The following is a 22317-nucleotide window of genomic DNA, read 5'->3' as shown; positions in this document are numbered from 1 at the left end:
GCCCGCCGGGGTGGCCCTCCCCGGGCTTGGAGGAATCATGAGTGAACCCCTTCTCGAGCTGATCGGGGTCAACAAGAGCTTCGGCCCCGTGCACGTGCTGCACGACATCGACTTCACCGTCCGGGCCGGCGAGGTCACCGCGATGGTCGGCGACAACGGCGCCGGCAAGTCCACGTTGATCAAGTGCGTGGCCGGGATCCACCCGATGGACACCGGCGAGGTCCGCTTCCGCGGCAAGCCGGTCACCATCCACAACCCGAAGGACGCCGCCGACCTCGGCATCGAGGTCGTGTACCAGGATCTGGCGCTGGCCGACAACCTCGACGTCGTGCAGAACATGTTCCTCGGCCGGGAGCGCGGGTCGCGCTGGCTGATGGACGAGTCGAGCATGGAGCGCGCGGCCCGCGAGACCCTCGCGTCGCTGTCGGTGCGCACGGTCAAGTCGGTCCGCACCCCGGTCGCGGCCCTGTCCGGCGGGCAGCGGCAGACCGTCGCGATCGCCAAGGCCGTGCTGTGGGACAGCAAGGTCGTGCTGCTCGACGAGCCGACCGCGGCGCTCGGCGTCGCGCAGACCCGCCAGGTCCTCGACCTGGTCCGCAGGCTGGCCGAGCAGGGCCTCGGGGTCGTGCTGATCAGCCACAACATGGCCGACGTGTTCGAGGTCGCCGACCGCATCGCCACCCTCTACCTCGGCCGGCTGGTCGCCGAGGTACCGGCGAAGGAGACCACGCACGGCCAGGTCGTCGAGCTGATCACCGCGGGTCGCTCCGGCGACCTCGGTCTCGCCCGGCCCGAGGCCGTCACCCTCTGATTCACCACGCGAGGACCTCATCCATGACCGATTCCCCGGCCAAGACCGAGAACGCGCCCGGCGCGATCTCCGACTTCGGCATCGACACCACCTCCCAGTCCACCGGTGAGGCGATCCGGGACTACGTGGCCAGGTTGCGCGGTGGCGAGCTCGGCTCGCTGCCGGCGCTGCTCGGCCTCGCCGCCCTGGTGATCGTGTTCACCGCCCTGTCGGACAACTTCCTGACGCTCAACAACACGGCGAACCTGCTCGCGCAGGGCGCCGGCAAGATGATCATCGCGATGGGCCTGGTCTACGTCCTGCTGCTGGGCGAGATCGACCTGTCCGCCGGCACGCTGTCCGGTGTCTGCGCCGCGGTGATGGCCATGCACTACGTCCGAGGCGGCAACCTGCTCGGCGGCATGGGCAGCACGGTGTTCTACGTGTTCATCGCCGGCCTGCTCGCCGCCGCCGTCCTCGCGGTGCTGATGCGGATCTGGGCCGGCGCCGCGCTCAGCCTGGTCGCGGTCGCCATGGCGCTGCTCGGTGTGCAGCCGAACGCGTGGCTGGAGATGCTGCTCGCGGTCTGCGTCGGCGCCGCCATCGGCTGCATCACCGGCTACCTGGTCGCCAACATCGGCATGCCGTCGTTCGTGGTGACGCTCGCGCTGTTCATCACCTGGCAGGGCGTGATCCTGCAGTTCATCGGCGAGGGTGGGGTGCTCGGCATCCGCAACTCGCCGGTGCTGTTCAACGTCGCCAACGGCAGCCTCTCGGTAGTCGGCTCCTGGCTGCTGTGCCTGATCGCGGCGGGCGGTTACGCGGCGGTGGTGCTCGGCGAGCACTTCGCCCGGCTGCGCAAGGGCCTGGTCACCCAGCCGACGCCGATCGCGCTGTTCAAGGTCGGCACCGTCGCGGTGATCGCGGTCGCGTCGACCTGGGCGCTGACGCTGAACCGCTCGCCGAACCCGGACCTGGTCACCATCCAGGGCGTGCCCTACGTGGTGCCGATCATCCTGGGCCTGCTGGTGATCGGGACCTACGTGCTCAACCGCACCCGCTACGGGCGGCACATCTACGCTGTCGGCGGCAACGCCGAGGCCGCGCGCCGCGCCGGGATCGACGTGAAGAAGATCCGCGCCAGTGTGTTCGCCGTCTCCGCCTGCGCGGCCGCGATCGGTGCGATCGTGTACTCGTCGAAGGCCGGTTCGGTCGACCCGCAGGCCGGTGGGCTGAACACGCTGCTGTTCGCCGTCGGCGCGGCGGTGATCGGCGGCACGTCGCTGTTCGGCGGGCGCGGCAAGGTCGCGCACGCGGTCATCGGCGGGCTGGTGCTCGCGGTCGTGGAGAACGGCCTCGGGCTGTTGCGGCAGCCGGCGGCGGTGGTCAACATCATCACCGGGCTGGTACTGCTGCTCGCCGCCACGGTCGACGCGCTGTCCCGGCGGAGGGCCGCCGCGGCATCGCGGTGATCAGGGCGGTGATCGGACAGGAGCGAGGGGTTTGACCAGCACACCAACGGGCGCCCGGCCCGACGAGGTGCGCCGGCACAACCGCACGGTCCTGATCCGCAGGCTGCACGTCGGCGGCCCGTGCACCAGGGCGGCGCTCGCGACCGAGCTCGGGCTCAACCGCAGCACCATCAAGGCCCTGGTGGACGGGCTCGCCGAGTCCGGCGTAGTCGAGGAGCGGGTGCCGAGGCAGCGCAGCGGCGCCGGCCGGCCGTCGCTGCTGGTACTGCCGCAGGCGCACGCCGCGGTGGTGCTCGCCGTCGACATCCGGGTGGAGCAGGTGTCGATCGCGCTGGTCGGCCTCGGCGGCGCGATCCTCGGCCGGAACAGCTGGAACCTGCGGGTGCGCACCCGCGAGCCGGGCGAGGTGATCACGCACGTGGTCGACTCGGCCGTCGTGCTCGCCGCTGACCTCGGGGTGACCATCGTGGCCGCCGGGATCTCGGTGCCCGGCGTGGTCCGCCGTTCCGACGGGCTGGTGCACGAGGCGCCGAACCTGCACTGGACCGACGTTCCCCTCGGCGAGCGGCTCGCCGCCGTGCTCGACCTGCCGGTCGTGGTCGGCAACGACGCCGAGCTGGGCGCGCTGGCCGAGCACCTGCGCGGCACCGCGCGCGGCAGCTCCGACGCGGTGTACGTGGCGGCCGACGTGGGTGTCGGCGGCGGCGTGATCTCCGACGGCTCGGCGCTGCGCGGCACCGCCGGCTACCTCGGTGAACTCGGCCACATGGCGGTCCACCCCGGCGGGCGGCGGTGCTACTGCGGCAGCCGGGGGTGCTGGGAGACCGAGGTGGGCGAGCGGGCGCTGTGCCGGGCGCTCGGACTGCGCGAGGGATCCCCCCGCGGCGCGGTGGTCGCCGAGCTGCGGTCGCTGGGAACCGACGCGGAGCGGGTGCGTGAGCGCCTCGGGGAGTTCACCGAATGGCTCACGCTGGGCCTGGTGAACGTGGTGAACGTGCTCGGCCCGGAGCTGGTGGTGCTCGGGGACCTGTTCACCGCGCTGCCCGGATCGCTGGTCGCGGACGTGGCGGCGGAGGTGCGCACCAGGAGCCTGGTGTCACGCGCCGTGGGCGGCGTCCGGATCGTCGCGTCCACGCTGGGTGGCGACGTGACCCTGCTCGGCGCGGCGGAGCTGGCCTTCGAGCCGGTGCTCGACGCGGTCTGATTCCCGCGATGTGATAAGCGTCATGTATGAGCGGGCGGGATCCGGTTCGTCCGGATCCCGCCCGTCAACGCCTCGTGACCGCCTCAGCTGGTGAGCTCTTCCTGCCCCTGCTGAATGTTCGCCTCGAGCTCCTTCAGGCGGTCCTGGTGCTTGCGGGCGTGGTGCCCGCAGAAAAGGAGCTCCCCTCCGGAGGGAAGGACGGCACGTACCTTCGCGGCTGCTCCACAGCGGTCGCAGCGGTCGGCAGCGGTCAGGTCGGGGCGGGCGAGTGTGGTGTTCATGTCAGATCTCCCTCCGTCCCGGCACCGGTTGGCCCGATGCCGTCTCCGGCCGCGATCACCCGGAGAGGTGCTCGCGCCGTCTACTCTTCCAGACGTTTGAGCTCCCGTCAGTGTTCCCCGATGCGATGAGAGATCACTCGACGAGAGATTTAACCCAGTTGTCGTACCGGTCGTCCCGCGATGCAGGATCGGTGGCATGAGTGCGGTCGGTCGGCTACTCCGGGCCCGTCAGGTCCCCGCGCCGCTACTGTTCGTCACCGGCGGCCTGTCCATGTACCTCGGCGCCGCCGCGGCCGTGTGGCTGTTCGCCGAGATCGACCCGGCGTCCGTGGCGTGGCTGCGCCAGCTCGGCGCGGCGCTGGTGCTGCTGGCCTGGCGCCGGCCGGGGCGGGCGGCCTGGCGCGGCCGGGTGTTCTGGCTGGCCGCGGTGTTCGGCGTGGTCACCGCGGGCATGAACGTGGCCTTCTACGAGGCGATCGCCCGGCTCCCGCTCGGCACGGCGGTGGCGCTGGAGTTCGTCGGCCCGGTGCTGGTGGCCGCGTTCGGCTCGCGGACCAGGCGGGACGTGGCGGCGCTGCTGCTCGTGCTGTGCGGAGTGGTGCTGATCGCGGACGTGCAGTGGTCGGGGAGCACGCTGGGGGTGCTGTTCGCGCTCGCGGCGGCCGTGCTCTGGGCGGGCTACATCGTGCTCGGCAAGCGGGTCGCGGACGTGGGGCTCGGCGTGGACGGTCTGGCGGTCGGGTTCGCGGCGGCGACCGTGCTGATGGTGCCGCTGGCGTTCGGCACCGGGCCGGTGTGGTCCTCGCCACGGCTGTTGCTGCTGGGCGTCGGTGTCGGCGTGCTGTCGACCGTAGTGCCCTACGTGCTGGACCAGGTGGTGCTGCGGCGGCTGGGGCAGGCGTCGTTCGCGTTGCTGCTGGCGCTGCTGCCGGTGACGGCGACCGTGGTCGGGCTGGTCGTGCTGCGTCAGGTGCCGACGCTGCCGGAGGCCGCCGGGATCCTCGCCGTCGTGGTCGGGCTGACCCTGCGCTCCCGCGAGCCGGCCCGCCCGGAGCCCCTGTGAGCGGAACGCCCGCCAACCGGGACGGCTGGCGGGCGTTCGCACGTGGAGCACGTGGAGTCTCGGCTCACTCGAGGTAGTCGCGCAGAACCTGCGAGCGCGACGGGTGCCGCAGCTTCGACATGGTCTTCGACTCGATCTGGCGGATCCGCTCGCGGGTGACGCCGTAGACCTGGCCGATCTCGTCGAGCGTGCGGGGCTGGCCGTCGGTGAGGCCGAAGCGCAGCCGCACCACGCCCGCCTCGCGCTCGGACAGCGTGGCCAGCACCGACTGGAGCTGGTCCTGCAGCAGCGTGAAGCTGACCGCGTCGACCGCGACGACGGCCTCGGAGTCCTCGATGAAGTCGCCGAGCTGGCTGTCGCCCTCGTCGCCGATGGTCTGGTCCAGCGAGATGGGCTCACGCGCGTACTGCTGGATCTCCAGCACCTTCTCCGGCGTGATGTCCATTTCCTTCGCCAGCTCCTCCGGCGTGGGCTCACGGCCCAGGTCCTGGAGCAGCTCGCGCTGGATGCGGCCCAGCTTGTTGATGACCTCGACCATGTGCACCGGAATACGGATGGTGCGGGCCTGGTCGGCCATCGCGCGGGTGATCGCCTGCCGGATCCACCAGGTCGCGTAGGTGGAGAACTTGTAGCCCTTGGTGTAGTCGAACTTCTCGACCGCACGGATCAGACCCAGGTTGCCCTCCTGGATGAGGTCCAGGAACGCCATGCCGCGGCCGGTGTAGCGCTTGGCCAGCGACACCACGAGGCGCAGGTTCGCCTCCAGCAGGTGGTTCTTGGCCCGCTCACCGTCGCGCACGATCCAGCGCAGGTCGCGGCGCATCTGCGGGAGCAGCTTCTCCGAGGACTCCTCCTCGGCCTTGCGCACCCGCTCCGCCGCGTACAGGCCGGCCTCGATCCGCTTGGCGAGCTCGACCTCCTCCTCGGCGTTGAGCAGCGCCACCTTGCCGATCTGCTTGAGGTAGGCCCGGACCGAGTCGGCGGACGCGGTCAGCTCGGCGTCCTTGCGCGCCTGGCGCAGCGCCTCGGACTCCTCCTCGTCCCAGACGAAGTCGCCGTCCTTGGTTTCCTTGGTCGGCTTCTCCTCCGCCGGCTCCTCCTCGGCGACCGTGTCGTCGACGAGGTCGACCTCCACGTCCTCCAGGTCCGAGAGGTTGGGGGACTCGAGGTCCGGCTCCTCGCCGTCCTCGGCGGCCGCGCCGTCGGCCTTCTTGTTGGCCTCGGCGGCCTTCGACTTGTCCGCGGTCTTCCTGGCGGGCTTCTTCGCGCCGGCCGCGGGCTTGCGGGGTGCCCGCGTGGTGGTCTTCGCGGCCGGCTTCTTCGCGGTCTTCAAGGCAGGCTTCTCAGTCGGTTCGGTGTCCGGCTGCGCTTCCGCCGACTTGGCGGCGCTCGCCGAGGCGGTGGAGCGTCGGGTTGCGGTTCGTGCGGCTGCCACGTACGCCCTTTCGCTGCTGCGGTCGATCACGGAAACCAAGGAACGAAGCCCTGGTCAACCGGATTGCGGGGAAGTCCCGGGCCGCTGTGAGCCGCGGGCACTGTTCCATTGTAACGACGATACTCCTCCCCAGGTGCGCACCCGGGGCGAAGATCCACCCTGACGTCGGCGAACGTGTCAGCCGTGATGGCCCTGCCGGGCGGCCACGGCGGCCCCCACGATTCCCGCGTCGTTGCGCAGCTCGGCCGCGACGACCCTGGTCCGCACGTCCAGCAGCGGCAGCCACTTGTCGGCCTTCTTGCTGACCCCGCCGCCGGCGATGATCAGGTCCGGCCAGATGAGGTCCTCGAGACTGCGCACGTAGCGAGTGACCCGCTTGGCCCACTCGGCCCAGGACAGGTCGTTCTCCTCCTTGACCGAGGCAGCCGCGCGGGTCTCCGCGTCGTGGCCGTCGACCTCGAGGTGGCCGAACTCGGTGTTGGGAACGAGCTTGCCGTCGCGGAACAGCGCGCTGCCGATGCCGGTACCGAACGTCAGCAGCACCACCACGCCCTCCCGGTCGTCCGGCCAGCCGTAGGAGATCTCGGCGATGCCGGCGGCGTCGGCGTCGTTGAGCACGACCACCTCGCTCGGATCGAGGTTGAGCCGCTCGGCGAACAGCGCGGCGGCGTCGGTGCCGAGCCAGGTCTTGTCGATGTTGGCCGCGGTGTGCGCGATGCCGCGCTTGATGACCGCGGGCAGGGTGATGCCCAGCTTGCCGGTCCAGCCGAACTCGTCGACGATCTGCCGGACCACGTCCGCCACCGCGTCCGGCTTGGACGGGTCGGGCGTCGGGACCCGGATGCGCTCGCCGTGCAGCTTCCCCGCGTCGAGGTCGACCATGCCTCCCTTGATGCCAGAGCCGCCGATGTCCACGCCGAAGCCGAGGGTTGCACCCATCCCCACGGATCCCTTCGTACTCGATTCAGTTCACCTTCCCACGGAGATTAGCCGGATGTGGTCCGATAGGTCCCGTGGGTGTTGAAGAGGGTGACCTTCTCGAGATCGCGGTGTCGGTCGCGTCGGCGGCAGCCGAGCTGGCCAGGACCGCCCGGGAGGACGCGATCCGGGACGTCGGAACGAAGTCCAGCGAGACCGACGTGGTGACAGCGGCGGACCTCGCGGTGGAGCGGCTGGTCCGGGAGCGGCTGGCCGAGCTGCGGCCAGGCGAGCCGGTGCTGGGGGAGGAGGCGGGCGGCTCGACCCCCACGCCCCACGACGGCGTGTCCTGGGTCGTCGACCCGATCGACGGCACGGTGAACTACCTGTACGGCTACCCCTGGTACGCGGTGTCGCTGGCCGCGCAGGTCGGCGGTGAGTCGGTGGCCGCGGCCGTCGTGGAGCCGGTGTCCGGCCGCCGGTGGACGGCCGCGCGGGGTGGCGGCGCGTTCCTCGACGGGCGCCCACTGCGGGTGTCGGCGTCGACGAGGCTGGAGCTGTCGCTGGTCGGCACGGGCTTCGCCTACCGGCCGGAGCGGCGGGTCCGGCAGGCGGCCGGGGTGCCGGGACTGCTGAGCCGGGTGCGGGACATCCGCCGGGCCGGCGCGGCCTCGCTCGACCTGTGCGCGGTCGCGGCCGGCTGGCTCGACGGGTACTTCGAGCACGGCCTGAACCGCTGGGACTGGGCGGGCGGGGCGCTGATCGCGGCCGAGGCGGGCGCGGTGGTCCGGTTGCCGGAGTCCGACGACGACACCGACGGGCTGACGTTCGTGGCCGCGCCCGGGATCGCCGACGACCTGTGGGCCGCGCTGGCGGAGACCGGGTACCTGGACCTCTAGCAGCGGGTGCTGCGGGCGCCGGCGAGCAGTTCGGGGTCGAGGTCCGGCTGGGGGCCGTTGGCCTGCAGGCCGCCCTTGGTCTCCGGGTGCTCCTCGGCCCACTGGGTCAGCTGTTCCAGCGCGGTGCGGGCCTGCGAGTTCGGGGTGAGGGCGTCGAAGTCGGCGCCGATGACCAGGTCGACGGTGGCGTCCTTGCGCTCGTCGCGGATCAGCTCGACGCACGGGTCGAGCAGGCTCAGCGTGCGGGCCGAGGACGTGCCCTGCGGGCCGAAACGGATCTGGCCCCGGCACTCCATCGTGTCGCCGTACAGCGGGTCGTTCCCCGGGTCGGCGACCTTGGCGAAGCCGAGCTCGCGCAGGCGGGCGGTGACGATGCCGGCGGCACCCCGCTGCGAACTCGCGTTGCTCACCTTGACCAGGACCTGACCGGGTGGTGCCGGCACGGTGCGGTCGAGTGACGCGAACTCCAGCTGCTGACCGAGCGTGGTCGGCGGCGTGGTGGGCTTCTCGGTGCCCTTGCGCGGCGCGGGCGGCTCGCACCTGGTCGCGCCCGCGTTCTCGGCCGCGTCGGTCATCACGTTGATCCACACCACCGTGGCCGTGACGCCGAGCACCAGGATCAGGATGAGCGCGGGCAGCGGGCGCCGCTTCCGATAGCGCTGCGGACCGTTGTTCGGCCACACGTTCCGGGACGCCACGCGCTCCGCCTCCTCCGGTCCCCCAAGGACCCGCCGCACCCAGTTCGTTCGTTGCTGATCAGCCTAGGCGCTCGCGGGCCGGTCGGCGGGTCGGGGCGCGTCCTGTTGGCGCATCGTGTCGAGATTGAGTCATCCGTGGCGCGGACACACCCGATCGGGTGAAGTGCTGGATGCGCGCTCGCCGATGGGCTACCCTCCCCGCGCTCCGGTCGTCGAGGGTTCGAGCGAATCGATTCCGAAGCACGAGACCTGCGTCACGTGAGATGGCGGGCACAAACTGGGCCGCTGGGACGTTGTCCAGCGGCACGAACACATCCTGAAGTGGGGGTGCTAGACCAATGGCCACCGACTACGATGCGCCACGCCGAAACGAGGCGGACGACCTCGCGGAGGACTCGCTCGAGGAGCTGAAGGCGCGTCGCAACGAGAACCAGTCCGGCGTCGTCGACGTCGACGAGTCGGAGACCGCGGAGAGCTTCGAGCTGCCCGGCGCCGACCTGTCCGGCCTGTCCGGCGAGGACCTGACCGTTCGCGTCGTGCCGAAGCAGGCCGACGAGTTCACCTGCTCCAAGTGCTTCCTGGTGCATCACCGCAGCAGGCTGGCCGAGGAGAGCAAGGGCCAGTACATCTGCCGCGACTGCGCCTGACCGGCCGGCGCGAGCACACGGCTCAACCCGCGCGCAGCACCTCGGCCAACCGGTCCGGGTGCCGCGTGCTGAACACCCAGTAGGGGGTCGGGTCCTCGGGGTCGGTCTGCCGCAACCGGACGAGCGGACCGACCCAGCCCCGGTGCAGCACGTGCGCGGCGGGGTCCAGGTGCGGGCCGAGCACCTTCCGCTTGTCCTTCGCGGCCACCACCTGGACCTCGCCGACGAACTCCAGCGGCAGGTGCGCGCCGCCGACCCACAGCTCGCCGTCGCGCACCTCGACCTTCGTCCGGCCGGCGCGGTGCACCAGCAGCGCGGTCAGCGGCAGCAGGACGACGTAGGGCAGCCACGCCCGCACTCCCGGGTAGCCAAGGTGGACCTCCGCGGCCAGCAGCCCGGCCGCGAGCAACGGCAGCAGCCACCAGTACCACGTGACGTACAGCCGTTCGGAGTACCGCGCGGACGTCCGCTCGGTAGCGTTCTCGTGCTCGGCGCGCGCACCGGAAGACGTGTCGCTCACACCCCCAGGGTAGTCTCGCCGCTCGTGTCCGACGTGGAGGTCCTGCTGACCCGGATCGATCCGGGTGTTCCCCTGCCGTCGTACGCCCGGCCGGGCGACGCGGGCGCCGACCTGGTGACCACCTCGGACGTGACGATCGCGCCGGGGGAACGGTCGACGGTCGGCACCGGTGTCGCGATCGCCCTGCCCGACGGGTACGCGGCGTTCGTCCATCCCAGGTCCGGCCTCGCCGCCCGGGTGGGGCTGAGCGTGGTGAACACGCCGGGCACCATCGACTCCGGGTACCGTGGCGAGATCCGGGTCTGCCTGGTCAACCACGACCTCCGGGAGCCCGTCGAGCTGCGCCGGGGCGACCGGATCGCGCAGCTGGTGGTGCAGCGGGTGGAACACGCGGTGTTCCGCGAGGTGGCGGCGCTGGCCGACTCGCCGCGGGGCTCCGGAGGGTACGGGTCGACCGGTGGACACTCGGTGCTGAGCGGGTCCAGGGCCACGGAGGAGTAGACGCACGTGGGACTGTTCGGACGGCGGAAGCGGGACCTCGACGACGAGGAGCCCGGGTTCGCGGACGACTACGACGGTGACGCCGAGTACGGCGAGCTCGGTGGCGAGGTCGGCGGCGACCTGTTCGACGACGCCGGCCCGTACGACACCGAGGACGCGCCGGCGGACGGCGTGCCGCGCCTCGACTTCGGGGCGGTCCGGCTGCCGGTGACGCCGTGCGTCGGGTTCCGGCTGACCCCGGGCAACGGGCTCGAGCCGGTCCGCGGCTCCCGGTTCGCGGCGAAGATGAGCCAGGACGGCGCGGTCGCCAGCGAGCTCAACTTCGCCACCGAGCTGTGCCTGGTCACCCTCAGCGCCTACGCGGCGCCGCGCTCCGGTGAGCTGTGGCGCGAGGAGTGGTGCGGCGAGCTGGCCGACAACATGCGCGCCAAGGGCACGAAGGTGCAGAGCACCGCCGGCGCGTGGGGCCAGGAGCTGCTCGCCACCTACCCCGGCGAGGTGTGGCGGTTCGTGGGCGTGGACGGCCCCCGGTGGCTGCTGCGCGCCGCGGTCTGCTCGGCGCCCGACCGGGTCGACAACGCCGCCGCCGCGCTGTACGAGCTGATGCGCGGCACCGTCGTGGTGCGCGGCACCACCCCGATGCCGGTCGGCATGCCGCTCCCGCTGACGCTGCCGCCGCCGGTGCTGGCCTACGTCCAGGCGCAGGCCAGGGCCAGGGCACAGGCGCTGGCCAACGAGCAGGCGCGGGCAGCGCAGGGCTGACATGCCCACGTCCGCCGAGTGGCTGGTGTTCCTCGGAGCGTCGGCCCTGTTCGCGATCCTGCCCGGCCCCGGCGTGCTGTACGTGCTCGCCCGCAGCCTGCGCGGCGGCCGCGCGGACGGCGTGCGCTCGGTGGTCGGCAACGGCATCGGCGCCTCGCTGCACGTGCTGGCGGCGGCGCTCGGGCTGTCCGCGGTCCTCGCCACGTCGGCGACCGCGTTCACCGTGGTGAAGCTCGCCGGCGCGGCGTACCTGGTGTACCTGGGGGTGCGGGCGCTGCTCGACCGGAACGCGGGCGAGGTGGCGGTCCCGGCCGCGCGGCCGAGGCGGAGCGCGCTGCGCCAGGGCGTCGTCGTGGAGGCGCTGAACCCGAAGACGGCACTGTTCTTCCTGGCGTTCCTGCCGCACTTCGTGCACCGGGGCGAGGTGCCGGCGGCGGTGGTGTTCGTGGTCCTCGGGCTGATCGTGGTGGCCATGGCCATGGCGGTGGACCTGCTGGTCGCGTTCTTCGCCGGCGCGCTGTCCCGGCTGGTCGCGGCGCACCCGCGCTGGCAGGTGCGGGAGCGGATCGGGAGCGGCCTGACGATGATCGGCCTCGGTGGCGCGCTCGCGCTGGCCGAGCGCTAGCCGGGCCGCCCACCAGCGTGCAGCCAGGCGAGCACCGCCGCGCGCCCCAACGCCTCGGGATCCCGGCCGACCACCGCCAGCCGCGTGGTCCGCACGGCCGCGTGCGGCAGCGCACGCGCCCACGCCTCCGCCACGCCCACCGGATGGACCGGATCGTCGACACACGCCGCGATGCCCACCGGGACCCGTAGCGCCGCCAGCCCGTCCGGTGTGGGCGCCGCCCGGCCCGCGGCCAGCTCCAGCGAGCCGGCGAGCCCGTCGCCGTAGCCGGGCCAGGCGCGGGCGAGCTCCTCGGCGAGCCAGGCCGGAGCGGACGCGGCCACATCCGTCAGCGCCCCGTCGACGCCCCGGCGCCGTACGTCGGCCGCCGAGGCCCTGGCGGAGAGGGCGGCCGGCGCGTCCTCCGGCTCGCCGTTCCAGGCGGGCAGCGCGAGCACCAGGCCGGCGCACCGGCCGGGGTTGCGCAGCGCCCACTCGGCGGCCAGGTGCGCGCCGAACGAGACGCCCCCGACCAGCACCGGCTCGACCGCGGCGGCCGCGTCGACGGCGGCCAGGTGCGCGTCGGCGAGCCGGGGGCCGGGAACGGGAGTGGGCGCGAGTGTCCGCACACCGACCGCCGCCAGCGGGATCTCGAACACAGATCGGACGAATATGTCGTCGGATCCGGTGCCGGGCAGCATAATCGCCGTCCGTGGAGCGCCGTCCCCGGCGAAGGGGCATACCGAGACATTCACGTGCCACTTCCTCCACCCAGCGCGGCTTCGCGTGGTTACGCTGGAATTGTCCGGGCCGGGTGTCGGGGCCGGCCCCCAGCAGACTGGAGCGTCAGTATGGCCACCGGAGCCGGACGCGGTCCGATACGACGCCTGGTCAAGCGCCTGACCAGCGATGTCGACGAGCTCGACGCCGAGAGCCTCTCCGACAACGTCGAGGCGGTCGGCGCCCGCAAGGCGTGCGACTGCCGGTCCGGCGACGAGGTCACGGTCCTCGGACGACTCCGTACCGTCGAGCTCAGCCCGCGTGACGCTGTGGCGACGCTGGAGGCCGAGCTGTTCGACGGAACCGAGGGTGTGACACTAGTCTGGCTCGGTCGACGGCGTATTCCGGGCATCGAGCCCGGCCGGACCATCAAGGCCCAGGGCCGGATCGCGCTGCGCGACGGGCAGAAGGTGCTCTACAACCCCTACTACGAGTTGCAGACGGCTACATGACGGAACCTGACAGGTCCCCCAGTCCCCCCACCTCCACCGAGGAGCCGGAGCAGGAGAAGGAGAAGCAGCCCACCCTGCTGGAGCAGATGGGCGGCATCACCGGGCTCGTCTACTCGACGATCCCGGTACTGGTGTTCATCCTGATCAACTCCCTGTTCGGGTTGACCGCGGCGATCTGGAGCGCACTGGGCAGCGCGGTGGCGATCACCGTGATCCGGCTGGTGCGCAAGGAGCCGCTGCAGCCGGCGATCTCCGGGTTCTTCGGCGTGGCGATCGCGGCGTTCATCGCCTACCGGACCGGGGACGCCAAGGGGTTCTTCCTGTTCGGCATCTGGACCAGCCTGGTCTACGGCAGCGTGTTCCTGGTGTCGGTGCTGGTGCGCTGGCCGCTGGTCGGGGTGATCTGGTCGTACCTCAACGGGCACGGGATGCTCTGGCGCGGCGACCGCAGGGCCGTGCGGGTGTACAGCATCGCGACCCTGACCTGGATGTCGGTGTTCGCCGCCCGGTTCGTCGTGCAGCGCTGGCTCTACGACGAGGACCAGACCGGCTGGCTCGGCTTCGCCCGGCTGGCCATGGGCTACCCGCTGACCGCCGTCGCACTGCTGGTCACCGTGTGGGCGGTGCGGGCGGCCGGACACCGGCAGAAGGACATCCAGGCCGCCGCGGAAGCCCGCGCGGCCGAGGAACGCGAACTCGAGGCCAAACTGCGCGCCAAGTACGGCGGCCCCGCGCCGGAGAGCAGCTGAGCCCTCACGGCTCCTCGAACCGGCGGGTCGCGTCGGACTCCTGGGCCATCATGCGCAGGGCCGACATCATGGCGTCGCCGAGCACCGACATGGTCACGAGGGTCTCGGACATGCTGTCGACGTTCTCGCGGCTCAGCACCACGTCCACCTCGGAGACCGCCAGCAGCTCGGCGGCCGAGGCGTAGTGTCGCAGCAGCGGGAACAGGTCCCCGTGGCCGAGGCGAGTCAGGTACGCCAGGGCCTCGGCGAGTGACGCACGCGCCGGGTTGCTGTCCCGAACCTGCCAGCCCCGCTCCGCGACGAGTTCGTCCACCCGGCGGACGGCGTCGTGCCACGCCTCGTCCTCGTGCGGCTCGACGGGATCGGCGATGGCGAACTGGGCCTTGCCGATCGAGTGCAGCGTGTTGGTGGCGGCCCGCATCCGCGTGAGCACCTCGCGGGTCGCCGAGATCGACAGCCCGCCCACCTCGACAAGCGCGCGCACCAGGCGGAGCCGGTGCACGTGGGTCTCGCCGTACTGGGCCTGGTTTGGGCTCGTCAGCTCGCCGGGCGGGAGAAGGTGCTCGCGCAGGTAGAACTTGATCGTCGGGATGGGCACGCCCGTCCGCTGGCTGAGCTCGGCGATTCGCACATTGAGAATTCTCTCAGAAAGATAGTTCTACTATCCGTTACGGACAGCGAGGCTATCCATTCCGAAGGGATCCCATGAGTGAGAACGTAGGCCGCCGTACCGTGCTGGGCGGAGCCGCGGCCGGTCTGGCGGCCCTGGCCGCCACCTCGGCCACCGTCGGCACCGCGTCCGCCACCCCGCCCAGTTCCGCCGAGGGCCGTGGACGGCGTCGAGGCCGCTTCGCCGGAAAGGTCGTGCTGATCACCGGCGCCACGTCGGGCATCGGCAGAGAGACCGCGGTCGCGTTCGCGGCGGAGGGAGCCAGGGTCGGCTTCTGCGGCCGCCGCGAGCAGCTCGGCCGCGAGGTCGAACGCGAGATCCGGCGCGCGGGCGGTGACGCGTTCTACCTCAGGGCCGACGTGCGGGTGCCGGAGCAGGTGCGGTCGTTCGTCGACGCGGTGGCGCGCCGGTACGGCCGGCTCGACATCGCCTTCAACAACGCCGGCATCCACCTGGGCAAGCCCTTACACGAGACCACCGTCGACGAGTGGGAGGACGTGCACCGCACGAACGCGCGCGGCGTGTTCCTCGCGATCAAGTACGAGGTCCCGCACCTGCTCAGAGCGGGTGGCGGCGTGATCATCTGCACGGCGTCCTCGCAGGCCGAGCACACCCGTCCCGGCCACGCGACCTACTCGGCGAGCAAGCGCGCCGTGCAGGGCATCGTCCGCGCGGCCGCCCTCGATTACGGCGCGCAGGGCATCCGCGTCCTGTCCGTCGACCCGGGCACCACCGACACCCGCCTGGTCCGCCCCCCGGGCATCCCCGACGACCTGTGGGTGCAGTTCAAGGAGGCGTGGGGCCCACTGAACGTCCACGGACTCCCGCGCATGGCGGAACCGGAGGAGATGGCGACCGCCGTCCTGGCCCTGGCCTCCGCCGACTTCGGCTACCTGTCCGGAACGGAGATCCTCATCGACGGCGGCATGAGCGCCGGCCGGCCCATGACCATGCCCCCCGGCTTCCCGCCCCAACCACAGTGATCATCGTTCCGATCCGGCGAGCTCCCGCGGGTGCGTGGTCGCCGCGAAGAACGTCCGTCCCGATACGACGACGACAGTGGAGGTAGGGACGACAGTGGAGGTAGGGCTGAGCGGAGAAACTCCTCGCCACCCATGAGGCTGGCGTCGATCAGGCCGGCGTCGCCCCGCCTCAGTAACCCAGCGCCGTCCTGATCTCGTCCTCCACGTTCGCCGACGCGACGAACAGCAGCTCGTCGCCCGGTTCCAGCGGGTCGTCCGGCTGCGGCACGATCACCCGGCCGCCGCGCAGGATGGTCACCAGTGCGGCGTCCCGGGGCAGGTGCACGTCGCGCACCGGATGGCCGGCCAGCGGGGTGTCCTCCGGCAGGGTCAGCTCGACCAGGTTGGCCTGGCCCTGCCGCAGCGTCAGCAGCCGCACCAGGTCGCCGACGGAGACGGCCTCCTCGACCATCGCGGCCAGCATCCGCGGGGTCGACACCGCCACGTCGACGCCCCACGCCTCGGTGAACAGCCACTCGTTCGAGGGGTCGTTGACCCTGGCCACCACCCGCCGCACCGCGAACACCGTCTTCGCCAGCAGCGACACGACCAGGTTGACCTTGTCGTCCCCGGTCGCCGCGATGACCACGTCGCACAGCTGCATGCCGGCGTCCTCCAGCGAGGACAGCTCGCACGCGTCCGCCAGCACCCACTCCGCCTGCTCCACGGTGTGCGGCTCGAAGTGGGCGGCCAGCCGCTCGATCAGCATCACCTGGTGCTCGGCGGCCACCAGCTCGGCGGCGATGGACCGGCCGACGGCGCCGGCCCCCGCGATCGCGACCCGCATCTAGGACGCCTCCTCGGGCGATTGGCCTGCGGCGCTGGTGACGTCGGAGATCGTGCCGGACAGCGCCGCCACGTAGACCAGGTCGTCGGCCTGGACCACGGTCTTCGGCGTCGGCAGCACGCCGGTGCCGAACCGCATGACGAACGCGACCCTGGCCCCCGTCGCCTGCTCCAGCGAAGCCACCGTGTGCCCGACCCAGCCCTCGTGCATCGGCAGCTGGACCACCGCGACCTTGCCGGTCGGGTCCCGCCACGCCGACGCGACACCGTCCGGCAGCAGCGTGCGCATCAGCCGGTCGGTGGTCCACGGCACGGTCGCCACCGTCGGGATGCCCAGCCGCTCGTACACCTCGGCCCGCTTGGCGTCGTAGATCCGGGCGACCACGTGCTCGACGCCGAACGTCTCCCGCGCCACCCGCGCCGAGATGATGTTGGAGTTGTCCCCGCTGGACACCGCGGCGAACGCGGCGGCCTCCTCGATCCCGGCCTCGACCAGCACGCGCCGGTCGAACCCGCCGCCGACCACCTGCCGGCCGTGGAAGTCGGTGCCCAGCCGCCGGAACGCCTGCGCGTCCTTGTCGACGACCGCGACCGAGTGGCCGAGCCGTTCGACCGCGGCGGCGAGCGACGAGCCGACCCGCCCGCAGCCCATGATCACCACGTGCACGTCCAGGCCTTCCCTTCTCCTCCGGGCGGACCCCGCACGGATCGCCGGGGTGCAACCTACCGGCCGCTGCTCCGTTCCGGTGACGCGACCGCATACGCTTTGCATCCGTGCCCAAGCTCGCATCGGTGGCGAAGCGCCTGCTGGTCGGCCGACCGTTCCGCACGGACCGGCTGGCCCACACATTGTTGCCCAAGCGCGTCGCCCTGCCAGTGTTCGCCTCGGATGCGATGTCCAGCGTGGCCTACGCGCCCGAGGAGATCCTGCTGACGCTGTCGGTCGCGGGCATCTCCGCCTACGCGTTCAGCCCGTGGATCGCGATCGTCGTGGTCCTGCTGATGACCGCGGTCGTGCTGTCCTACCGGCAGAACGTGCACGCCTACCCGTCCGGCGGCGGCGACTACGAGGTGGCCACCGTCAACCACGGGCGCCGCTGGGGCCTGGTGGTCGGCAGCGCGCTGCTGGTCGACTACGTGCTCACCGTGGCCGTGTCGATCTCCTCGGCGGCGGCGAACATCGGGTCGGTGGTGCCGTTCGTGGCCACGCACAAGGTGGAGTTCGCGGTCGGCGCGATCGTGCTGCTGACCGCGATGAACCTGCGTGGCGTGCGCGAGTCGGGCACGCTGTTCGCGATCCCGACCTACGCGTTCGTGTTCGGCATCCTCGCCATGATCGTCTGGGGTGTCACCCGGGTGGTGCTGCTCGACGACGAGGTGCGCGCGGAGAGTGCCGACTTCACCCTGCTGGAGGAGGGTGACCAGCTCACCGGCATGGCCCTGGTGTTCCTGGTGCTGCGCGCGTTCTCCTCCGGCAGCGCGGCGCTGACCGGTGTCGAGGCGATCAGCAACGGGGTGCCGGCGTTCCGCAAGCCGAAGTCGAGGAACGCGGCGACGACGCTGCTGCTGATGGGCATCATCGCGATCACGATGTTCCTCGGGCTGATCGCGCTGGCCGGGATGTCCGGCGCGAAGATCGCCGAGCACCCCGCCGAGCAGCTCGTCGACGCCCCGCCGGACTACGAGCAGAAGACGCTGGTGGCCCAGCTGGCTAACGCCGTGTTCACCGGGTTCGACCCGGCGGTCTGGTGGATCATCTTCTTCACCGGGCTGATCCTGGTGCTGGCCGCGAACACCGCGTTCAACGGCTTCCCGGTACTCGGCTCGATCCTCGCGCAGGACCGGTACCTGCCGCGCCAGCTGCACACCCGGGGTGACCGGCTGGCGTACTCGAACGGCATCGTCGGGCTCGCCGCGTTCGCGATCATCCTGGTGGTGTCGTTCGACGCCGAGGTCACGCGGCTGATCCAGCTCTACATCGTCGGCGTGTTCGTGTCGTTCGTGCTGAGCCAGAGCGGGATGATCCGGCACTGGAACCGGCTGCTGCGCGACGGGCCGGACGAGGCAGCGGCCAGGCGGATGCGCCGCTCCCGCGCGATCAACGCGTTCGGGCTGACGATGACCTCGGCGGTGCTGGTGATCGTGCTGGTCGCGAAGTTCACCCATGGGGCGTGGATCGCACTCGCCGCGATGGGCACGATCTACGCCCTGATGACCGCGATCCGGCGGCACTACGACCGGGTGGCGGCCGAGCTGGCCGAGGCCGAGCGCAACCGCGACCCCGCGGTGCTGCCGTCACGCAACCACGTGATCGTGCTGGTGTCGAAGCTGCACCTGCCGACCCGGCGCGCGCTGGCGTACGCGCGGGCGACCCGGCCGGACGTGCTCGAGGCGGTCACGGTCAACGTCGACGACGCGGACACCAGGGCGTTGGTGGCGCAGTGGGAGAAGGAGGACTTCTCGGTGCCGCTCAAGGTGGTCGAGTCGCCGTACCGGGAGATCACCAAGCCGGTGCTGGACTACGTGAAGCGAATGCGCACCGACAACCCGCGCGACGTGGTCACCGTGTACATCCCGGAGTACGTCGTCGGCCGGTGGTGGGAGCAGCTGCTGCACAACCAGAGCGCGCTGCGGCTCAAGGGCAGGCTGCTGTTCCAGCCGGGAGTGATGGTGACCAGCGTGCCGTGGCAGCTGGCGTCGGCGCAGCGGGTGCGGGACCGGGACGTGACCGCGCCCGGTGCGGTCCGCCGGGGCCTGTCCGGGAAGGACAAGCGGTGACGTCCTGGGTCGGCCGCCGGTTCGAGGTCACCGTCGGCCCGGTCGCGCACGGTGGGCACTGCGTCGCGCGGCACGAGGGCCGGGTGGTGTTCGTGCGGCACACGCTGCCCGGTGAGCGGGTGGTGGTGTCGGTGACCGAGGACCGGGGTGGCTCGTTCTGCCGCGCGGACGCGGTGTCGGCGCTGGACGCGGCGCCGTCGCGGGTGCCGGCACCGTGCCCGTTCTCCGGCCCGGGCCGGTGCGGCGGCTGCGACTGGCAGCACGTGTCGGCCGAGGGCCAGCGGGCGTTGAAGGCGGCCGTGGTGGCCGAGCAGCTGTCGCGGTTGGCCGGCGTGTCGGTTCCGGTGGAGGTCGAGGAGCTGGCCGGCGGGCTGCTCTCCTGGCGGACCAGGGCCAGGCTGACGGTGGACCGGCTGGGCCGTCCGGGGTTCCTCGCGCACCGCAGCCACCGGGTGGTCCCGGTCGACAGCTGCGCTATCGCCGCGCCCGGCACGGTCGACGCGGTCGTCGACCGGCGGTGGCCGCCCGGGGCGTCTCTGGCCGTGGCGGTCGACTCGACGGCGCACACGCATGTCGTCGAGGACGGGCGGGTGGTGGCCGGCGGGGAGGCGGTGGAGTCCGCGGCGCGCCGGAGCTGGCGGGTGGCGGCCGACGGGTTCTGGCAGACCCATCCGGACGCGGCCGACGTGTACGCGGAGGTGGTCGCGGAGTGGTCCGGCGCGCGGGGTGGGGACGTGGCGTGGGATCTGTACGCGGGGGTGGGTCTGTTCGCGTCGGTGCTGGCCGGGCAGGTCGGCCCGTCCGGGCGGGTGCTGGCCGTCGAGTCGGTGGGGGCGGCCGCCGCGCTGGCGAGGTCGAACCTCGCGGACCTGCCGCAGGTGGAGGTGGTCACCGGTCGGGTGGAGCGGACGTCGTTGCCGGCGCCGAGGGTGGTCGTGCTGGACCCGCCGCGCAAGGGTGCCGGCCGGGCGGTGGTCGACACGATCGCGTCGGCCGGGCCGGAGCGGATCGTCTACGTGGCGTGCGACCCGGCGGCCCTGGCCCGTGACGTGGCCACGTTCGCCGGGCACGGCTACGGGCTCGCCGAGCTCCGGGCCTTCGACGCGTTCCCGATGACCCACCACGTGGAGTGCGTCGCGCTGCTCATGCGATGAAGGACGCCTTCATCGCATCGGCTACCAGGCCGGGCGGGCGGGTGTGGTGCCGTGGAACTGCTGGCCGCCGTGGGGCGGGGTGTGCGGCGGTCCCGGCTGGTGCGGCTGGCCGGGTTGGTGCGGCGGACCCGGCTGGCCGGGTCGGCCGGATTGGTGCGGTGGTCCCGGCTGGTGCGGTGGTTGCGGGGCGCCGTGCGGCGGCGTCGGGTGGGCCGGTTGTTGCTGGGGAGTCGCCGGCGCCCCGGCCGGTGGGGTCGGCGGCGCGTTCGGGGGTTGCTCGCCGCCGGCCGGGGGGAGGCCGGCGCGTTGGCGGAACCAGTCCGGGATGTGCTCGTCCGCGCGCGGGAAGAAGCGCAGCTCGTCCGCGAAGCCGATCGGGGGCGGGACGCGGCGCCAGCGCGGCTCGACGTCCGGTTCGAACTCGGCGCTGAAGCTGCTCGGCGGGTCGAGCAGGTACAGGGCGGACAGCCAGGTTCCGCGGCCCGGCCGGTACATGCCCTGGCGCAGCCGACCGAGTCCGTCGACCACCTCCTGCGGCGGGCGCACCGGCCGCGGCTGCCCGTCCGGGCCGCTGACGAACACGTCGACCTCGACGTGCCGTCCCGCGGACCGGTACTCGGCGCGTACCTGCGTCCAGTCCTGGCCGGCCACGGTCAGCAGGGCGCGCCCCACCTGCCGCGTCAACCGGTCCTGCTCCGCCTGCTCCATCACCGGCTGCGGCTCGGTCACTGCACTGTCCCCACCCTCTGATCACTCATCGTGAGAGTTGACCTTACCGCGTCGGTGTCTCACTGAGCGTGGGGTTTGGCCCGAACGTCAGCCCGAGCTGGAACGGGTGCAGCGACCACGTTCCGACGGCGAACCTGGTCAGCAGCCCGGCGGCGCGGATCGTCCGGTCCGTCGCCGGGGAAACCAGTAACTGGGTGTCGCCGTCAACCGGTTGTTGGTCACGCCACACGGGAGCGTCCACCGGAACAGGGGACGCCTCGACTACGGAGTGCCATTCCTCTCCGTCCGTCCGCAAAGTGACCTCGACCCGAGGCGACGCCGTGGCCGTCCACCCGCCGACCTCGACCGCGACGAGCTCGTCCCGCTCGCCCGCGGCCAGTGCCACCTCGCCGAGCCAGTGGTACAGCGCGGAGATCGCCTTGTCGTCGGCGGCGCGCCTTGCCTCGTCCTCCGTGGCGGGTTCCAGCGCGGTGGTCGGACCGCCGAGCCGGCCGGTGCTGTCGCGGAACCGGTCCGCGAGGAACAGCGTGTTCGCGTCCGGGTCGAGCAGCGCGGTCTCCCGGAACCGCCGGTCCTCGACCTCGGACCGCGCCTCGATCCCGGCCCCGAGCCGGGCGCGGACCGCGTCGGGGTCGGCCAGGCGCCAGTAGGTCAGCTCGTCGTTCACCCAGAGCGAGAGGTAGTCGCCCACCGGCAGCCCGACGAGGACGGTCCGCGTGGTCTCGGCCGGGCTGGCGTGCCGTGGTCTCGGCCTGGGGGAGCCGTTGGTGGCGGGCGAAACCGGGTCGGCGGGCGGTGCCTGCCAGACGGCGGCGGGTTCGTCCAGCGGAGGCACCGCGCGAAGACCGTTGGTGACCGGGTGCAGGGCGCGGACGGGTGGGGGTTCGGGTGGCGGCGGGCTGAGTTCGAGCGACTCCGGCTCAGGCGGCAGCGGAGACCGGCGGAACGGCCCGGCCGCGCTGTCGAGCGTGGCTCGCGGGGGGAGTTGGAACGGGGGCAGTTCGTCGGCCAGCGGGGGAAGGGAGAACGCGTGCGTCGGGCGCGGCGGCCCGTGGCTCGGCTCGTCTTCGACCGTTGGCCGCACCTCGTCGGAGTCACCCGATGAGCTGGAATCGATCGAGTGATCGCCCGATGTCGGGTCGGGCACGTCGGGCGGCGGCCCGAGCGTGGGCGGCGGCCTGAGGTCGGTAGGCGGCCCGTGGAGCGCCGCCGGTGAGAGGTCGGATTCGGAGATCGCCGGCACCTGCGGGTCGCCGCCCGGCTCGGTGGCTGTCGGCTCCGGCGCGTCACTGCGGGACTGAAGCCCGGCGAGCGGCGCGAGACCGTGCGGCTGGTCGTCCGATGCCGAAGATGCCGCCGGTACCGAGCCCATTTCGTCGATCGACGCCGGTGGAGTCTCGTCG

Annotated in this window: 25 protein-coding genes; 14 read left to right on the top strand and 11 right to left on the bottom strand. The window is 72.2% G+C overall.

Annotation, left to right across the window (positions count from 1 at the left end):
* The first annotated feature begins 37 nt into the window (after window positions 1-37).
* The 3 genes from JT362_RS12875 to JT362_RS12865 are packed head-to-tail and all read left to right on the top strand — an operon-like array spanning window position 38 to window position 3466.
* Window positions 38-811, top strand: a complete 774-nt coding sequence (locus JT362_RS12875) for an ATP-binding cassette domain-containing protein (protein WP_260191369.1) — start codon at window positions 38-40, stop codon at window positions 809-811.
* Window positions 812-834: 23 nt separating this feature from the next.
* Window positions 835-2262 (top strand): sugar ABC transporter permease, encoded by a 1428-nt coding sequence (locus tag JT362_RS12870; protein WP_260191368.1) that lies wholly within the window; start codon window positions 835-837, stop codon window positions 2260-2262.
* A 31-nt stretch (window positions 2263-2293) separates the two neighbouring features.
* Window positions 2294-3466, top strand: coding sequence for an ROK family transcriptional regulator (locus tag JT362_RS12865; RefSeq protein WP_260191367.1), 1173 nt, complete (start codon window positions 2294-2296; stop codon window positions 3464-3466).
* Window positions 3467-3549: 83 nt separating this feature from the next.
* On the opposite strand, the gene JT362_RS12860 is transcribed toward JT362_RS12865, so the two are convergent.
* Window positions 3550-3747 (bottom strand): DUF7455 domain-containing protein, encoded by a 198-nt coding sequence (locus JT362_RS12860; RefSeq protein ID WP_260191366.1) that lies wholly within the window; start codon window positions 3745-3747, stop codon window positions 3550-3552.
* A gap of 271 nt (window positions 3748-4018) precedes the next feature.
* On the opposite strand from JT362_RS12860, the gene JT362_RS12855 reads away from it, so the two are divergent.
* Window positions 4019-4810, top strand: coding sequence for an EamA family transporter (locus JT362_RS12855; RefSeq protein ID WP_260191422.1), 792 nt, complete (start codon window positions 4019-4021; stop codon window positions 4808-4810).
* 64 nt (window positions 4811-4874) lie between these two features.
* On the opposite strand, the gene JT362_RS12850 is transcribed toward JT362_RS12855, so the two are convergent.
* Entirely contained in the window at window positions 4875-6245 is a 1371-nt protein-coding gene (locus tag JT362_RS12850) for an RNA polymerase sigma factor (protein ID WP_260191365.1), read from the bottom strand.
* Between the two features lie 177 nt (window positions 6246-6422).
* Window positions 6423-7184 (bottom strand): polyphosphate--glucose phosphotransferase, encoded by a 762-nt coding sequence (ppgK, locus tag JT362_RS12845; protein WP_260191364.1) that lies wholly within the window; start codon window positions 7182-7184, stop codon window positions 6423-6425.
* A gap of 65 nt (window positions 7185-7249) precedes the next feature.
* Between ppgK and JT362_RS12840 the strand changes: the two genes are divergently transcribed.
* Entirely contained in the window at window positions 7250-8062 is an 813-nt protein-coding gene (locus JT362_RS12840) for an inositol monophosphatase family protein (RefSeq protein WP_260191421.1), read from the top strand.
* Here JT362_RS12840 and cei read toward each other — a convergent pair.
* The gene (cei, locus tag JT362_RS12835; protein ID WP_260191363.1) at window positions 8059-8760 is read right to left on the bottom strand and encodes an envelope integrity protein Cei; all 702 of its coding nucleotides are present in this window, start codon (window positions 8758-8760) and stop codon (window positions 8059-8061) included. The genes JT362_RS12840 and cei overlap by 4 nt on opposite strands.
* A gap of 338 nt (window positions 8761-9098) precedes the next feature.
* On the opposite strand from cei, the gene JT362_RS12830 reads away from it, so the two are divergent.
* Entirely contained in the window at window positions 9099-9407 is a 309-nt protein-coding gene (locus JT362_RS12830; RefSeq protein ID WP_260191362.1) for a DUF4193 domain-containing protein, read from the top strand.
* A 22-nt stretch (window positions 9408-9429) separates the two neighbouring features.
* Here JT362_RS12830 and JT362_RS12825 read toward each other — a convergent pair whose 3' ends face one another.
* On the bottom strand, window positions 9430-9927 hold the full coding sequence (locus tag JT362_RS12825) for a DUF3093 domain-containing protein (protein ID WP_260191361.1): 498 nt from the start codon (window positions 9925-9927) through the stop codon (window positions 9430-9432).
* A 24-nt stretch (window positions 9928-9951) separates the two neighbouring features.
* Between JT362_RS12825 and dut the strand changes: the two genes are divergently transcribed.
* The 3 genes from dut to JT362_RS12810 are packed head-to-tail and all read left to right on the top strand — an operon-like array spanning window position 9952 to window position 11815.
* Window positions 9952-10428, top strand: a complete 477-nt coding sequence (dut, locus tag JT362_RS12820) for a dUTP diphosphatase (protein ID WP_260191360.1) — start codon at window positions 9952-9954, stop codon at window positions 10426-10428.
* 6 nt (window positions 10429-10434) lie between these two features.
* Window positions 10435-11190, top strand: a complete 756-nt coding sequence (locus JT362_RS12815) for a DUF3710 domain-containing protein (protein WP_260191359.1) — start codon at window positions 10435-10437, stop codon at window positions 11188-11190.
* Between the two features lies 1 nt (window position 11191).
* The gene (locus JT362_RS12810) at window positions 11192-11815 is read left to right on the top strand and encodes a LysE family translocator (RefSeq protein ID WP_260191358.1); all 624 of its coding nucleotides are present in this window, start codon (window positions 11192-11194) and stop codon (window positions 11813-11815) included.
* Here JT362_RS12810 and JT362_RS12805 read toward each other — a convergent pair.
* Window positions 11812-12453 carry an alpha/beta fold hydrolase gene (locus JT362_RS12805; protein WP_311202699.1) on the bottom strand — a complete coding sequence of 214 codons (642 nt, stop codon included), beginning with the start codon at window positions 12451-12453 and terminating at the stop codon, window positions 11812-11814. The two genes, JT362_RS12810 and JT362_RS12805, sit on opposite strands and share 4 nt — an antisense overlap.
* Window positions 12454-12645: 192 nt before the next feature.
* Here JT362_RS12805 and JT362_RS12800 point away from each other — a divergent pair, with 192 nt between their 5' ends.
* Together JT362_RS12800 and JT362_RS12795 are read left to right on the top strand one after the other, a co-directional pair.
* Window positions 12646-13026 carry an OB-fold nucleic acid binding domain-containing protein gene (locus JT362_RS12800; RefSeq protein ID WP_260191356.1) on the top strand — a complete coding sequence of 127 codons (381 nt, stop codon included), beginning with the start codon at window positions 12646-12648 and terminating at the stop codon, window positions 13024-13026.
* Window positions 13023-13775, top strand: coding sequence for a DUF3159 domain-containing protein (locus JT362_RS12795; protein WP_260191355.1), 753 nt, complete (start codon window positions 13023-13025; stop codon window positions 13773-13775). Before JT362_RS12800 ends, JT362_RS12795 begins: the two co-directional genes overlap by 4 nt.
* Before the next feature lie 4 nt (window positions 13776-13779).
* Here JT362_RS12795 and JT362_RS12790 read toward each other — a convergent pair whose 3' ends face one another.
* Window positions 13780-14406, bottom strand: a complete 627-nt coding sequence (locus JT362_RS12790) for a MerR family transcriptional regulator (RefSeq protein WP_260191354.1) — start codon at window positions 14404-14406, stop codon at window positions 13780-13782.
* A gap of 74 nt (window positions 14407-14480) precedes the next feature.
* Between JT362_RS12790 and JT362_RS12785 the strand changes: the two genes are divergently transcribed.
* Window positions 14481-15428: an SDR family NAD(P)-dependent oxidoreductase gene (locus JT362_RS12785; protein ID WP_260191353.1), complete on the top strand. Its 948-nt coding sequence runs from the start codon at window positions 14481-14483 to the stop codon at window positions 15426-15428.
* Window positions 15429-15597: 169 nt separating this feature from the next.
* Here JT362_RS12785 and JT362_RS12780 read toward each other — a convergent pair whose 3' ends face one another.
* Window positions 15598-16254 (bottom strand): potassium channel family protein, encoded by a 657-nt coding sequence (locus tag JT362_RS12780; protein ID WP_260191352.1) that lies wholly within the window; start codon window positions 16252-16254, stop codon window positions 15598-15600.
* Window positions 16255-16920 (bottom strand): potassium channel family protein, encoded by a 666-nt coding sequence (locus tag JT362_RS12775; RefSeq protein ID WP_260191351.1) that lies wholly within the window; start codon window positions 16918-16920, stop codon window positions 16255-16257.
* A 107-nt stretch (window positions 16921-17027) separates the two neighbouring features.
* Here JT362_RS12775 and JT362_RS12770 point away from each other — a divergent pair, with 107 nt between their 5' ends.
* Window positions 17028-19031: an APC family permease gene (locus tag JT362_RS12770; RefSeq protein WP_260191350.1), complete on the top strand. Its 2004-nt coding sequence runs from the start codon at window positions 17028-17030 to the stop codon at window positions 19029-19031.
* Complete coding sequence (locus tag JT362_RS12765) at window positions 19028-20185, top strand: class I SAM-dependent RNA methyltransferase (protein ID WP_260191348.1); 1158 nt, start codon at window positions 19028-19030, stop codon at window positions 20183-20185. The genes JT362_RS12770 and JT362_RS12765 overlap by 4 nt, the downstream gene beginning before the upstream one ends.
* Before the next feature lie 21 nt (window positions 20186-20206).
* On the opposite strand, the gene JT362_RS12760 is transcribed toward JT362_RS12765, so the two are convergent.
* Both JT362_RS12760 and JT362_RS12755 read right to left on the bottom strand, forming a co-directional pair.
* Window positions 20207-20914, bottom strand: a complete 708-nt coding sequence (locus JT362_RS12760) for a hypothetical protein (protein WP_260191346.1) — start codon at window positions 20912-20914, stop codon at window positions 20207-20209.
* A 43-nt stretch (window positions 20915-20957) separates the two neighbouring features.
* Complete coding sequence (locus tag JT362_RS12755; RefSeq protein ID WP_260191345.1) at window positions 20958-22286, bottom strand: hypothetical protein; 1329 nt, start codon at window positions 22284-22286, stop codon at window positions 20958-20960.
* Window positions 22287-22317 lie beyond the last annotated feature (31 nt).

This window comes from Actinophytocola gossypii (genome assembly GCF_025165815.1).
Taxonomy (GTDB): Bacteria; Actinomycetota; Actinomycetes; order Mycobacteriales; family Pseudonocardiaceae; genus Actinophytocola; species Actinophytocola gossypii.
The sequence above is the reverse complement of the archived record's forward strand: the minus strand, read 5'-3'. Positions and strand labels throughout refer to the sequence as shown.